Source organism: Ornithinimicrobium sp. CNJ-824, from assembly GCF_001942405.1.
Taxonomy (GTDB): domain Bacteria; phylum Actinomycetota; class Actinomycetes; order Actinomycetales; family Dermatophilaceae; genus Ornithinicoccus; species Ornithinicoccus kibberensis.
The window spans coordinates 25,297-39,629 of sequence record NZ_MKKA01000004.1 but is presented as its reverse complement, the minus strand read 5'-3'; the positions used below and the strand labels follow the sequence as shown (position 1 = coordinate 39,629).

At 71.4% G+C, this 14,333-nt stretch carries 7 protein-coding genes and 2 pseudogenes; 8 read left to right on the top strand and 1 reads right to left on the bottom strand.

The annotated features are described in order from the left end of the window. Nucleotides 1-85: 85 nt before the first annotated feature. From rplK to BJF81_RS01795, 4 genes are all read left to right on the top strand, one after another. On the top strand, nt 86-514 hold the full coding sequence (gene rplK / locus BJF81_RS01810) for a 50S ribosomal protein L11 (RefSeq protein ID WP_075956912.1): 429 nt from the start codon (nt 86-88) through the stop codon (nt 512-514). 70 nt (nt 515-584) lie between these two features. Then, nucleotides 585-1,295 carry a 50S ribosomal protein L1 gene (rplA, locus tag BJF81_RS01805; RefSeq protein WP_075956911.1) on the top strand — a complete coding sequence of 237 codons (711 nt, stop codon included), beginning with the start codon at nt 585-587 and terminating at the stop codon, nt 1,293-1,295. Between the two features lie 198 nt (nt 1,296-1,493). Next, nucleotides 1,494-2,519 carry a GTP pyrophosphokinase gene (locus BJF81_RS01800; RefSeq protein ID WP_075956910.1) on the top strand — a complete coding sequence of 342 codons (1,026 nt, stop codon included), beginning with the start codon at nt 1,494-1,496 and terminating at the stop codon, nt 2,517-2,519. After that, nucleotides 2,516-3,922: an MFS transporter gene (locus BJF81_RS01795; RefSeq protein ID WP_237769955.1), complete on the top strand. Its 1,407-nt coding sequence runs from the start codon at nt 2,516-2,518 to the stop codon at nt 3,920-3,922. Before BJF81_RS01800 ends, BJF81_RS01795 begins: the two co-directional genes overlap by 4 nt. Before the next feature lie 60 nt (nt 3,923-3,982). Here BJF81_RS01795 and BJF81_RS01790 read toward each other — a convergent pair whose 3' ends face one another. Beyond that, nucleotides 3,983-4,942: a P1 family peptidase gene (locus BJF81_RS01790; RefSeq protein ID WP_075956909.1), complete on the bottom strand. Its 960-nt coding sequence runs from the start codon at nt 4,940-4,942 to the stop codon at nt 3,983-3,985. Nucleotides 4,943-5,274: 332 nt separating this feature from the next. Between BJF81_RS01790 and rplJ the strand changes: the two are divergent. The 4 genes and pseudogenes from rplJ to BJF81_RS18450 all read left to right on the top strand — a co-directional run bounded on the left by rplJ (nt 5,275) and on the right by BJF81_RS18450 (nt 14,265). Continuing rightward, a pseudogene (gene rplJ, locus BJF81_RS01785) lies at nt 5,275-5,885 on the top strand (50S ribosomal protein L10). 70 nt (nt 5,886-5,955) lie between these two features. After that, nucleotides 5,956-6,351, top strand: coding sequence for a 50S ribosomal protein L7/L12 (rplL, locus tag BJF81_RS01780; protein WP_075956908.1), 396 nt, complete (start codon nt 5,956-5,958; stop codon nt 6,349-6,351). Nucleotides 6,352-6,740: 389 nt separating this feature from the next. Further along, on the top strand, nt 6,741-10,214 hold the full coding sequence (gene rpoB, locus BJF81_RS01775) for a DNA-directed RNA polymerase subunit beta (RefSeq protein ID WP_075956907.1): 3,474 nt from the start codon (nt 6,741-6,743) through the stop codon (nt 10,212-10,214). Between the two features lie 126 nt (nt 10,215-10,340). Further along, a pseudogene (locus BJF81_RS18450) lies at nt 10,341-14,265 on the top strand (DNA-directed RNA polymerase subunit beta'). The last annotated feature ends 68 nt before the right edge of the window (nt 14,266-14,333 follow it).

Sequence of the window (14,333 nt, the reverse complement as noted above, 5' to 3'; positions counted from 1 at the left end):
GACCTCCGCCCGACGCCGACCGGCGCCGGGCATGCAACCGGGTCATCGCCCACGGCGTCGGCCCACGACCCCCAAGGAGAGGCACATGCCCCCCAAGAAGAAGGTCTCCGGCTTCATCAAGCTGCAGATCCAGGCCGGTGCGGCCACCCCCGCGCCCCCCGTCGGCCCCGCGCTGGGCCAGCACGGTGTCAACATCATGGAGTTCGTCAAGGCGTACAACGCCGCGACGGAGTCCCAGCGCGGCAACGTCATCCCGGTCGAGATCACGGTGTACGAGGACCGCTCGTTCACCTTCGTGACCAAGACCCCGCCGGCCGCCGAGCTGATCAAGAAGGCCGCCGGTGTGCCCAAGGGCTCCGGCGAGCCGCACAAGACCAAGGTCGCCAGCATCTCGGACGCCCAGCTGACCGAGATCGCCGAGATGAAGATGCAGGACCTCAACGCCACCGACATCGAGATGGCCAAGAGGATCATCGCCGGCACCGCCCGGTCGATGGGCGTCACCGTCCAGTGACCGACCTTCCTGTGGCAGGGTCTCGCGCGGCCCGTCCGACCACAGCTCCCACCACCACCAAGGAGTTCGCATGAAGCGCAGCAAGGCCTACCTGGCCGCCGCCGAGAAGATCGAGGACGGCCGGCTCTACACCCCGGTCGAGGCCGTCCGTCTCGCCAAGGAGACCGCGACCACGAAGTACGACGCGACCATCGAGGTCGCCCTGCGCCTGGGCGTCGACCCGCGCAAGGCCGACCAGCTGGTCCGTGGCACGGTGAACCTGCCCAACGGCACCGGCAAGACCGCCCGGGTCCTGGTCATCGCCAACGGGGACAAGGCCGAGGCCGCCCGCGAGGCCGGGGCGGACTTCGTCGGGTCCGACGACATGATCGAGAAGATCGCTGGCGGCTGGACCGACTTCGACGCGGTCGTTGCCACCCCCGACCTCATGGGCAAGGTCGGTCGGCTGGGCAAGGTGCTGGGTCCCCGCGGCCTGATGCCGAACCCCAAGACCGGCACCGTGACGATGGACACCGCCAAGGCCGTGACCGAGATCAAGGGCGGCAAGATCGAGTTCCGCGTGGACAAGCACGCCAACCTGCACTTCATCATCGGCAAGGTCTCCTTCGACGAGGCCGCGCTCGTGCAGAACTACGGCGCCGCCATCGACGAGGTGCTGCGACTCAAGCCGTCCAGCTCCAAGGGCCGCTACGTCACCAAGGCGACCGTGGCCACCACGATGGGCCCGGGCATCCCGGTCGACCCCTCGCGCGTGGGCAGCACGGCCACCGACGGCGAGTGAGCACCGGCCGGTGACGACCGGCCACGACGTCCCGGGGCCCGGGGAGCGCGCTGCTCCCCGGGCCCCGGCGCGTCCGCGGCGGGTGCCGGGGGAGTCCCGCCCACGCCGCCGGACGCGGGCTCGATCCCGGACGCGGGCTCGATCCCGGACGCGGGTCGCCGCGACGGGTGCACGGACCGGTGCGGCAGGATGGGGCCCATGAGCGGACGCGACCCCCAGGACCTGCGGGCCGCCGTGGACGCCTACGTCGCCCGACTGCCGGAGCTGGAGGTGGCCACGCAGGGGTTCGTCCGGCTGGTGACCGACCTGCTCGACGACGCGGGGGTCAACTACCTGTCGGTCTCCGGCCGGACCAAGAGCGTGCAGTCCTTCGCCGCCAAGGCCGGCCGCACCCGGGACGGTCGCCCCGTCTTCCTGCGGCCGCTCGCCGAGATCACCGACCAGATCGGGCTGCGGGTCATCACCTACGTGCGGGACGACGTCGAGATCGTCGCCGAGCTGCTGGCCTCCTCGCTGGCCGTGCTCGAGGACCGCGACATGGGTCGGGAGACCGCCGACCAGGGCGCCTTCGGCTACGCCAGCCGGCACCTGCTCGTCGCCGTCGACGCCTCACGTTCCCTGACGCCCGAGCGTGAGCTGCTCCGGCCCTACGCCGCCTCGGTCCAGGTGCGGACGGTGCTGCAGCACGCCTGGGCCGAGTTCGAGCACGACATCCGCTACAAGGGGACGGTGCCGGTGGAGCACGCCTCGGACCTGAACCGCCGGTTCACGCTGGCCGCCGGGCTGCTGGAGCTGGCGGACCGGGAGTTCTCGGCCATCCGCGACCGGCTCCAGGCGATGCCTGCGGTCCCGGCCGAGCCGGACGGGGACGACCCCCGGATCGGGGCCCAGGACCTGGCCACCTTCCTCGCCGGCCGCTTCCCCGGGGCGGGGTGGTCGCGCACGGAGCACTACGGCTGGATCTCGGGGCTGCTCCTGGAGCTGGGGATCACCTCCCTGGACGAGCTGGGCACCCAGCTCTCGACCGTGGACACCACCGCGGTGAACGAGGCGATGGGCTACCGCTACCCGCCGGCCGCCGTCCGCCGCCTGGACGACGCGCTGCTGAGCCTGCACGGCGGCGACTACCTCGGGCTGCACGGCAACGCCCACCGGGTCGAGCAGCTGCGCGAGCGGCTGGCCACCCTGCGGGCGGCGGGGGTCGAGCCGGGAGGCAGGCCGTGAACCACCGCAGCGGGACGGACCCGCCCGCCGGGGGGACCACCCCGCCCGGCCGGGGACCCGCGGAGCAGGAGCCGGCCTCCGTGCGCTGGTACCACCGGCTGGTCACGGCTGACCGGGAGGCCGAGGACGCGCTGGGTGGTCCGCAGCGGGTCGCCGCCGGGGGCCTGCGGCTCATCACCGCCAACGCCCTGCAGAGCGCCGGCGACCAGGTGGTCAACGCCAAGACCGTGCTGCCCTGGCTGCTCTCGCTCCTCGGGGCGCCGGCGGCCCTTGTGGGCCTGCTCGTCCCCGTCCGCGAGTCCGGCTCGATGCTGCCCCAGGCGGCCCTGACCCCGTGGGTGCTGAAGGCGCCCCGACGCACCCGGGTGTGGATGGTCGGCGCGACCGGTCAGGGAGTGGCCACGCTCGGGATGGCCGCCGCCGCCGCGCTCGCCGACGGGCTGCTCGCGGGCGTGCTCGTCGTCGCCGCCCTGGCGGTCTTCGCGCTCTCCCGGGCGTTGTGCTCGATGGCGTCCAAGGACGTCCAGGGGCGGGCCGTCCCCAAGGGCCAGCGCGGCCAGGTGACGGGCATCGCCACCGCGGTCTCCGGGGTCGTGGCCGTGCTCCTGGGCGTCGTGCTCCAGCGGCTGGGCCAGGACCTGGACGTCGCCGTCCTGGCGGGCCTGCTCGTCGGGGCGGCCCTGACCTGGTTCGTCGGGGTCGTGGTCTACGCCGGGATCCCGGAGCGGACCGACGGACGGGCCCGGGCGGCGGGTGGACGGTCCGGCGAGGAGGAGGACGGCGGCGACGGCCGGGCCTCGTGGGTGCGGGACACGCTGGACCTGCTGCGCACCGACCGCGACTTCCGCTGGTTCGTCACCGCCCGGGCGCTCCTGCTGGTCTCCGCCCTGGCCCCGCCGTTCCTCGTGACCCTGGCCGCGGACCGGGGCACCTCCTGGCTGGCCGGCCTGGGCGCGTTCGTCATCGCCCAGGGCGTCGCCTCCGTCGTCGGCGGCCGGGTCTTCGGGCGCCTGGCCGACCGGTCCAGCCGGCTCGTGATGACCGTCGGGGCCGTGGCGGCCTCGCTGGTCGTGCTGCTCGTGGTCGCCGTTGTGGTCGCCGGGGCCGACGGGCTCGTGCTGCCGACGCTGGTCGGCGGCTACCTCGTCATCAGCCTCGTCCACGTGGGGGTACGGGTGGCCCGCAAGACCTACGTGGTCGACATGGCCGAGGGGGACCTGCGCACGCGCTACGTGGCCACGGCCAACACCGCGATGGGGGTGATCCTGCTGGTGACCGGGGCGGTCAGCGCCGGGCTGGCCACCCTGGGGGAGGTGCCGGCGCTGGTCTTCCTGGCCGTGCTCGGGCTCGTCGGCGCCGTGGTGTCCTGGCGCCTGCCGGAGGTCTCCGGCCGGCAGGCCTGAGGTCCCCCGGGGGACGCCGCGCGGGCCGGATCCTCGCCGAGCCGGTTCCGACCGGGCTGCTCACACGTGCGGGCAGCGGTCCGCGACGAGCCCGTCCAGGCCGGTGGTCGCGCAGGCGTGCCGCAGCGAGCTCAGGACGGCCTCCTCGACGACCTCGGCGACGGCGTCGAACCAGGGCGTGAGCCAGCCTCCGTCCCGTCGGGGCGCGTCGGTCGTCGAGCCGGTGCTCCAGGCGAGGACGAACTCGCCGGACCCGTGCGCCGTCGGCACCCCGGTGCGGGCCAGCCCGTTCTGCGCCCGGCGGGCCAGGCGGCCCAGCTGCCGGGCGTCGAGCCGGGCGTCCGTGGCCAGCAGGACCACGACGGACCCGTCGGCGGGGCCGGCGACCGGCTCCCCGCCCCGGGCGCCGACCCGTCGTCCGTGCACGACGAGGTCCTCCGGCCGACCCATGTTGGTCAGCACCAGGGCGCCGAGCGTCGCGCGGACACCGCCGTCGTCCTGCACCGGCACCGAGGCGGTGCCGATGCCGCCCTTCCAGCCGAAGGCGACCATCCCGGTGCCCGCCCCGACGGCGCCCTGCCCGACCGGGTGCCCCTCGCCGGCCGTCCGTGCGGCGCGGACCGCGGCCTCCGCGTGGGCCGGCCGTACCGCCAGGGTGCGCGCGTCGTGGAGCCGCCCGTCGTTGCACTCCAGGACCACCGGGTTGACGGTCGCCGGACGCCCGAGGTCCGGGTGGCGTCCCAGCAGCTCGCGCACCGCGCCCTCGTGGACCGCGCCCACGGCCAGCGTCCCGGTCAGCAGCACGGGAGCCTCGAGCTCACCCAGCTCGACGACCTGGCTCAGCCCCACGGGCTTGCCGTATCCGTTGACCACGTGGACCGCCGCGGGGACCGGGTGGGCGAGGAGGTCGCGGTGGTGGGGAAGGACGCAGGTCACCCCGGTCCGCACGACCGGTGCGTCCTGGCTCAGCGTCACGTGGGCCACGCGCACGCCGGGGACGTCGGTGATGCCGGAGGTCATGCCACCAGCCTGACAGGTGGCGGACGGCCCGGGGCCGGATTTGGGCCCCCGCCCCGGGGTGCCGTACGCTTGCTCCATACCCATGACCGCCGGTCGTCGGTGTGCCCGGAGCTCGACGAGAGCAGCCACGGTGCACCGACCGAAGGCCTCCACGTCGGAGCGACCAGCGCAGGATGTGTAGCGAGCCTCGCTCAGCGGCGCGACCCCAGGTCGCCCCTGCAGCGTCCGAGCCCCGTGCGCGCCTGCGCCGGGGCTCCTGTCGTGCGGCCCGGGGGTAGCCGGCACCACGTGACGAAGGAGGCCACCATGCGACGCCCGAGAAGGCCGCAGCCATTGCCGAGCTGACGGAGAAGTTCCGCAGCTCCGGTGCGGCCGTGCTGACGAACTACCGCGGACTGACGGTGAGCCAGCTCACCGAGCTCCGCGGTTCCATGCGCGAGCACGCCACCTACGCCGTGGTGAAGAACACGCTGACCAAGCGGGCAGCCGCCGAGGCCGGGATCGAGGGACTCGACGAGCACCTGGTCGGCCCCACCGCGATCGCCTTCGTGGAGGGCGACCCGGTCGCGGTCGCCAAGGGTCTGCGTGACTTCACCAAGGCCAACCCGGCCCTGGTCATCAAGGCGGGGGTGCTCGACGGCAAGCCGTTGTCCCCCGAGGAGATCACCCAGCTCGCGGACCTGGAGTCCCGCGAGGTCCTGCTGGCCAAGCTCGCGGGCGCATGAAGGCGAACCTGAGCAAGGCCGCCTCCCTCTTCGCCGCACCGCTGTCGCAGACCGCCCGGGTCGTCGACGCGCTGCGGGCGAAGGTCGAGGAGCAGGGCGGTTCCACCGCCGGGTCGGCACCTGCCGACGAGGCACCCGAGGCCGCGGCCGAGGACACTCCCGCCGAGGCTCCGGCCGAGGCGCCCACCGACGTCGCCGAGGGTGGCGACGAGAGCTGACCGACCGCCCGGTCCGGTCAGCGCACAACCCCTACACGCCACTCACGGCACCAAGAGAAAGGACGCCATCATGGCGAAGCTGAGCACCGAGGAGCTCCTTGACCACTTCAAGGAGATGACCCTCATCGAGCTGTCCGAGTTCGTCAAGGCCTTCGAGGAGACCTTCGAGGTCACCGCTGCCGCCCCGGTCGCCGTCGCGGCCGCCGGTGCGCCGGCCGCCGCCGGCGGCGACGGCGCGGACGCCGCCGAGGAGCAGGACGAGTTCGACGTCGTCCTCGAGGCCGCGGGCGACAAGAAGATCCAGGTCATCAAGGAGGTCCGCGCGCTGACCTCCCTCGGCCTGAAGGAGGCCAAGGACCTCGTCGACGGGGCCCCGAAGCCGGTCCTGGAGAAGGTCGACAAGGACGCTGCCGAGAAGGCCAAGGAGCAGCTCGAGGGCGCCGGCGCCACCGTCACCCTCAAGTGAGCCCCTCCCGGACGGTCCGACCGTCCGGGAACATGCTCCGCCACGGGCGGGGTCGCACCAGCGCACGCTGGTCCGGCCCCGCCCGTTCGGCGTTCCCGGCGCCGCGTGCCCCGTGCGCGGCGCGCACGCTTGACGAACGTGCCCGGGAGGGGCACAGTTGCTGCCACGACGACGTCGTCTGCGGTGGGGGGTCACGCAGGGGTTGGACGACGTGTGCCTGGACGTGTATGCTGTCGCTTTGCGCTGCCCTGCACCTGTCTCCCGCCCACCGCTGACCGCTGCCCGCGTCGAGCCCCTCGATGCGACCCCGGTCCGGCACGTGCCGCGAGGGGCTCAGGTCCTGGCCGTGATGAACCTAGCCGCCCCCAGGCCCGTGGAAGGACCAATCCTTGGCTGCCTCGCGCACTGCGAAGAAGACTGTGTCCACCGCTCGTACGGCTTCCGGCCGTCTGAGCTTCGCTAAGATCAGGGAGCCTCTCGAGGTTCCCGACCTGCTCGCCCTCCAGACCGAGAGCTTCGACTGGCTGCTCGGCAACGAGGCGTGGCAGGCGCGTGTCGCCGCCGCCCAGGCCGACGGGCGCGACGACATCCCCACCACCTCCGGTCTGGAGGAGATCTTCGAGGAGATCTCCCCGATCGAGGACTTCTCCGGCTCCATGTCGCTGAGCTTCCGCGACCACCGGTTCGAGGAGCAGAAGTACTCCGTCGAGGAGTGCCAGGAGAAGGACATGACCTACTCCGCGCCGCTCTTCGTGACCGCGGAGTTCATCAACAACTCCACGGGCGAGATCAAGAGCCAGACGGTCTTCATGGGCGACTTCCCGCTCATGACGCCGCGCGGCACGTTCATCGTCAACGGCACCGAGCGGGTCGTCGTCTCCCAGCTCGTCCGGTCCCCGGGGGTCTACTTCGAGCGCAGCCTCGACAAGACCTCTGACAAGGACGTCTTCTCCGCCAAGGTGATCCCCAGCCGGGGCGCCTGGCTGGAGTTCGAGATCGACAAGCGTGACCAGGTCGGCGTGCGCGTGGACCGCAAGCGCAAGCAGAGCGTCACCGTGCTGCTCAAGGCGCTGGGCATGACCGAGGCCGAGATCCTCGAGCAGTTCGGCGACTACGAGTCGATCCGGGCCACCCTGGAGAAGGACCACACGGCCGACCAGGACGAGGCGCTGCTGGACATCTACCGCAAGCTGCGCCCGGGCGAACCCCCCACCAAGGAGGCCGCCCAGACCCTGCTGGACAACCTCTACTTCAACCCCAAGCGCTACGACCTGGCCAAGGTCGGCCGCTACAAGATCAACAAGAAGCTGGGCCTGCAGGCACCCCTCGGCGAGTCCGTGCTGGGGCTGGACGACATCGTCGCCACGATCCACTACATCGTCGCGCTGCACGCCGGCGAGACCACGATGCAGGCGCCGGTCGGCGAGCTGCCGGTCGAGGTCGACGACATCGACCACTTCGGCAACCGTCGCCTGCGCAGCGTCGGCGAGCTCATCCAGAACCAGGTCCGCACGGGCCTGTCCCGGATGGAGCGGGTCGTGCGCGAGCGGATGACCACCCAGGACGTCGAGGCCATCACGCCGCAGACGCTGATCAACATCCGGCCGGTCGTCGCCTCCATCAAGGAGTTCTTCGGCACCAGCCAGCTGTCCCAGTTCATGGACCAGAACAACCCGCTCTCGGGCCTGACGCACAAGCGTCGTCTCTCGGCCCTGGGCCCGGGCGGTCTGTCCCGTGACCGCGCCGGCATGGAGGTCCGGGACGTGCACCCGAGCCACTACGGCCGGATGTGCCCCATCGAGACCCCCGAGGGTCCGAACATCGGTCTGATCGGGTCGCTGGCCTCCTACGGCCGCATCAACCCGTTCGGCTTCGTCGAGACCCCCTACCGCCGGGTCAAGGACGGCAAGGTCACCGACGAGGTCGACTACCTGTCCGCCGACGAGGAGGACCGCTTCGTCATCGCCCAGGCCAACGCGCAGCTGGGCGACGACGGCACCTTCCTCGACGAGCGCGTGCTCGTGCGGGCCCGCGACGGCGAGGCCGTCGACGTGCCGGCCAGCGAGGTCGAGTACATGGACGTCTCCGCCCGGCAGATGGTCTCGGCTGCGACCGCGATGATCCCCTTCCTCGAGCACGACGACGCGAACCGCGCGCTCATGGGCGCCAACATGCAGCGTCAGGCCGTCCCGCTCGTGCGGGCCGAGGCCCCGCTCGTGGGCACGGGGATGGAGCACCGCGCCGCGCTGGACTCCGGCGACGTCGTGCGTGCCGGCAAGCCGGGCGTGGTCCAGGAGGTCTCGGCCGACCTGGTCACCGTGGCCAACGACGACGGCACCTACACCTCCTACCGCATCGGCAAGTTCACCCGGTCCAACCAGGGCAACTGCTACAACCAGCAGGTGCGGGTCGACACCGGCCAGCGGGTCGAGGCCGGCGGTCTTATCGCCGACGGCCCGGCCACGGACGGCGGCGAGATGGCGCTGGGGCGCAACCTCCTCGTGGCGTTCATGCCGTGGGAGGGCTACAACTACGAGGACGCGATCATCCTCTCCCAGCGTCTCGTCCAGGACGACGTGCTCTCCTCGATCCACATCGAGGAGCACGAGCTGGACGCCCGGGACACCAAGCTGGGCCCCGAGGAGATCACCCGGGACATCCCCAACGTCTCCGACGAGGTCCTGGCCGACCTCGACGAGCGGGGCATCATCCGCATCGGGGCCGAGGTCCGCGACGGCGACCTGCTCGTCGGCAAGGTGACCCCCAAGGGGGAGACCGAGCTGACGCCGGAGGAGCGACTGCTGCGCGCCATCTTCGGGGAGAAGGCCCGTGAGGTGCGCGACACCTCGATGAAGGTCCCGCACGGCGAGACCGGCACCGTCATCGGCGTCAAGGTGTTCGACCGCGAGGAGGGCGACGAGCTGCCCCCGGGCGTCAACCAGCTGGTGCGCGTCTACGTGGCCAACAAGCGCAAGATCACCGACGGCGACAAGCTCGCCGGCCGCCACGGCAACAAGGGCGTCATCTCCAAGATCCTCCCGGTGGAGGACATGCCCTTCCTCGAGGACGGGACCCCGGTCGACGTCGTGCTCAACCCGCTGGGCGTGCCCGGCCGGATGAACATCGGCCAGATCCTCGAGCTGCACCTCGGCTGGGCCGCGGCGCAGGGCTGGAAGATCGAGGGCGAGCCGGAGTGGGCCGAGCTCATCCCCGGCGACGCCCGGGAGGCGGAGCCCCGCACGCGCGTGGCCAGCCCGGTCTTCGACGGCGCCCGCGAGGAGGAGATCTCCGGTCTGCTCGACTCGACCACCCCGGCCCGGGACGGTCAGCGGCTCATCGGCTCCAGCGGCAAGGCCCGGCTGTTCGACGGCCGGTCCGGCGAGCCCTACCCGGACCCGGTGTCGGTCGGCTACATGTACATCCTCAAGCTGCACCACCTCGTGGACGACAAGATCCACGCGCGCAGCACGGGGCCGTACTCGATGATCACCCAGCAGCCGCTGGGCGGCAAGGCGCAGTTCGGCGGCCAGCGCTTCGGCGAGATGGAGGTCTGGGCCCTGGAGGCCTACGGCGCCGCCTACGCCCTGCAGGAGCTGCTGACGATCAAGTCCGACGACGTCACCGGCCGCGTCAAGGTGTACGAGTCGATCGTCAAGGGCGACAACGTGCCCGAGCCCGGCATCCCGGAGTCGTTCAAGGTGCTCATCAAGGAGATGCAGTCGCTCTGCCTGAACGTGGAGGTGCTCTCCTCCGACGGCACCCAGATCGACCTGCGGGAGTCCGACACCGAGGTGTTCCGCGCGGCCGAGGAGCTCGGCATCGACCTGAGCCGTCGCGAGCCCTCCTCCGTCGAAGAGGTCTGACCGGGAGGGCACGCCGCGCGCGTGCCCCCCGGAACGTCAGGCCGCCGGGCGTCGCCCGACCGCCCGCCCGGCGGCCCACCCCCCAACTCAACTTTTCACTGCATACCGAGGAAAAGGAAGCACACAGTGCTGGACGTCAACTTCTTCGACGAGTTGCGCATCGGCCTGGCGACCGCGGACGACATCCGCGCGTGGAGCCACGGCGAGGTCAAGAAGCCCGAGACCATCAACTACCGCACCCTGAAGCCGGAGAAGGACGGGCTCTTCTGCGAGAAGATCTTCGGTCCCACCCGGGACTGGGAGTGCTACTGCGGCAAGTACAAGCGCGTCCGCTTCAAGGGCATCATCTGCGAGCGCTGCGGCGTCGAGGTGACCCGCGCCGGCGTGCGCCGCGAGCGGATGGGCCACATCGAGCTCGCCGCCCCCGTCACCCACATCTGGTACTTCAAGGGCGTCCCCTCCCGCCTGGGCTACCTGCTGGACCTGGCTCCGAAGGACCTGGAGAAGGTCATCTACTTCGCGGCCTACATGATCACGCACGTCGACGAGGAGCAGCGGCACGCCGACCTGCCCAGCCTCGAGGCGCAGATCCAGACCGAGAAGAAGGCGCTGGAGAACCGTCGCGACAGCGACGTGGAGGAGCGGGCCAAGAAGCTGGAGTCCGACCTCGCCGAGCTCGAGGCCGAGGGCGCCAAGGCCGACGCGCGGCGCAAGGTCAAGGACGGCGCCGAGCGGGAGATGAACCAGATCCGCCGCCGCGCCGACCAGCAGATCGAGCGCCTGGAGCAGGTCTGGGACCGCTTCAAGAACCTCAAGGTCCAGGACCTGGAGGGCGACGAGGTGCTCTACCGCGAGATGCGGGACCGCTTCGGGATGTACTTCGAGGGCGGGATGGCGCCGCGGCGCTGCAGAAGCGTCTGCAGACCTTCGACCTGGACGCCGAGGCCGCCTCGCTGCGCGAGACCATCGCCACCGGCAAGGGGCAGCGCAAGACCCGCGCCATCAAGCGGCTCAAGGTCGTCACCTCGTTCCTGCAGACCAAGAACGAGCCCGCCGGCATGGTCCTGGACTGCGTCCCGGTCATCCCGCCGGACCTGCGCCCGATGGTCCAGCTGGACGGCGGTCGGTTCGCGACCTCCGACCTCAACGACCTCTACCGCCGCGTCATCAACCGGAACAACCGCCTCAAGCGGCTGCTGGACCTGGGCGCGCCGGAGATCATCGTCAACAACGAGAAGCGGATGCTGCAGGAGGCCGTCGACTCGCTGTTCGACAACGGCCGTCGCGGTCGCGCCGTCACCGGCCCGGGCAACCGGCCGCTGAAGTCGCTGTCCGACATGCTCAAGGGCAAGCAGGGCCGGTTCCGCCAGAACCTGCTGGGCAAGCGCGTCGACTACTCCGGCCGTTCGGTCATCGTCGTCGGCCCGCAGCTGAAGCTGCACCAGTGCGGCCTGCCCAAGCAGATGGCCCTGGAGCTGTTCAAGCCGTTCGTCATGAAGCGGCTGGTCGACCTGGACCACGCGCAGAACATCAAGTCCGCCAAGCGGATGGTCGAGCGCGGCCGCTCCGTGGTGTGGGACGTGCTCGAGGAGGTCATCACCGACCACCCCGTGCTGCTCAACCGTGCACCCACCCTGCACCGCCTGGGCATCCAGGCCTTCGAGCCGCAGCTGGTCGAGGGCAAGGCCATCCAGATCCACCCGCTGGTGTGCACCGCCTTCAACGCCGACTTCGACGGCGACCAGATGGCCGTCCACCTGCCGCTGTCGGCCGAGGCCCAGGCGGAGGCACGCATCCTCATGCTGTCCTCCAACAACATCCTCAAGCCGGCGGACGGGCGTCCGGTGACCATGCCCACCCAGGACATGGTGATCGGGCTGTTCCACCTGACCTCCGCGACGAGACCGGCCAGGCCGGCGACGGCATGGTCGAGGGTGCCGACGGCCAGGGCCACCTGCGGTCCTTCAGCTCGGTGGCCGAGGCCCAGATGGCCTTCGACGCGGGGCAGATCGCACTGGCGACCCCGATCCGGCTGCGGCTGACGGACACCGCGCCCCCGCTGGGCCACGAGTTGCCCGAGCGCCGTCGCCACCGAGGACGGGGTGGTGGACGCCTTCGAGCTGGAGACGACCCTGGGCCGGGCCATCTTCAACGACGCGCTGCCGCCGAACTACGCCTACGTGAACGAGGTCGTGGAGAAGAAGCGGCTCTCGGCGATCGTCAACGACCTGGCCGAGCGCTACACCAAGGTGCAGGTCGCGGCGAGCCTCGACGCGCTGAAGAACCTCGGCTTCCACTTCGCGACCCGGTCGGGCACCACGGTGGCCATCTCCGACGTGCAGACGCCGGAGCGCAAGACGGAGATCCTCTCCGGCTACGAGTCCAAGGCCGCCAAGGTGCAGCTGCAGTACGAGCGCGGCCTGATCACCGACGACGAGCGTCGCCAGGAGCTCGTGGAGATCTGGACCCAGGCGACCAACGAGGTCGCCAAGGAGCTGGAGACCACGATGCCCAAGGACAACACCATCTACCGGATGGTGACCTCCGGGGCCCGAGGCAACTGGTTCCAGCTGCGGCAGATCGCCGGGATGCGCGGCCTCATGGCCAACCCCAAGGGCGAGATCATCCCGCGGCCGATCAAGTCCAACTTCCGCGAGGGCCTGTCCGTGCTGGAGTTCTTCATCTCCACGCACGCGCCCGCAAGGGGCTGGCGGACACCGCGCTGCGGACCGCCGACTCCGGCTACCTGACCCGTCGTCTCGTCGACGTGTCGCAGGACGTCATCATCCGTGAGGACGACTGCGGCACCGAGCGCGGCTTCGTCATGCCGATCGCGGTCCGGACCCCCAGCGGCGGGCTGCGCGAGCACGACGACGTCGAGACGGCCGTCTACGCCCGCACCCTGGCCGAGTCGGTCACCTCCGAGGACGGCGAGGTGCTGGCCGAGGCCGGGATCGACCTCGGCGACGTCGTCATCGACCGTCTGGTCGCCGCCGGCGTCGAGCAGGTCAAGGTCCGCTCGGTCCTGACCTGCGAGTCGCTCGTCGGCACCTGCGCCAGGTGCTACGGCCGCTCGCTGGCCACCGGCAAGCTCGTCGACATCGGCGAGGCGGTCGGCATCATCGCCGCGCAGTCGATCGGTGAGCCCGGCACCCAGCTGACGATGCGCACCTTCCACACCGGTGGTGTGGCCGGTGACGACATCACCCAGGGTCTGCCGCGTGTCGTCGAGCTGTTCGAGGCCCGCACCCCCAAGGCGGTCGCCCCGATCGCCGAGGCCAGCGGCCGGATCGAGATCGAGGACACCGACAAGACCCGCCGCCTCCTGCTCACCCCGGACGACGGCTCCGAGGAGCACGCCTACCCGGTGAGCAAGCGGGCCCGCCTGCTGGTCAAGGACGGCGAGCACGTCGAGGTCGGCGCCCAGCTGGTCACCGGTGCCATCGACCCCAAGCAGGTGCTGCGCATCCTGGGCCCCCGGGCCACCCAGCAGCACCTGGTCGACGAGGTCCAGCACGTCTACCGCCAGCAGGGTGTCTCGATCCACGACAAGCACATCGAGGTCATCGTGCGGCAGATGCTGCGCCGGATCACGGTCATCGAGGCCGGCGACGCCGAGCTGCTGCCGGGCACCCTCGTCGAGCGCGGCCGGTTCGAGGCCGAGAACCGCCGGGTCGTGTCCGAGGGCGGCCGCCCCGCCTCCGGCCGGCCCGAGCTCATGGGCATCACCAAGGCCTCGCTGGCGACCGACTCGTGGCTCTCGGCGGCCTCCTTCCAGGAGACCACCCGGGTGCTCACCGAGGCGGCCATGGAGGCCAAGAGCGACCCGCTGCTCGGCCTGAAGGAGAACGTCATCCTCGGCAAGCTGATCCCCGCGGGGACCGGCCTGCCGCGCTACCGGAACCTGCCGGTGGAGCCGACCGAGGAGGCCAAGGCCGAGGCCTACGCACCGCCGGTCTACGAGGACTTCGACTACGCCGGCGCGTTCGGCCAGGGTACCGGCGAGGCCGTCCGCCTCGACGACCTGCCCGCGGGCGACGAGCGCTACTGACGTCACGGGTCGGCTCCGGCCGGCCGCGTGACGCACCGCCAGGGGCGGGTATGCCGTGCACACGGCAT

Bases quoted from the DNA above. Each gene is read 5' to 3' on its own strand.
- BJF81_RS01790 (WP_075956909.1), bottom strand. From the start codon at position 4,942: ATGACCTCCGGCATCACCGACGTCCCCGGCGTGCGCGTGGCCCACGTG.
- rplL (WP_075956908.1), top strand. From the start codon at position 5,956: ATGGCGAAGCTGAGCACCGAGGAGCTCCTTGACCACTTCAAGGAGATG.
- rplA (WP_075956911.1), top strand. From the start codon at position 585: ATGAAGCGCAGCAAGGCCTACCTGGCCGCCGCCGAGAAGATCGAGGAC.
- rplK (WP_075956912.1), top strand. From the start codon at position 86: ATGCCCCCCAAGAAGAAGGTCTCCGGCTTCATCAAGCTGCAGATCCAG.
- BJF81_RS01800 (WP_075956910.1), top strand. From the start codon at position 1,494: ATGAGCGGACGCGACCCCCAGGACCTGCGGGCCGCCGTGGACGCCTAC.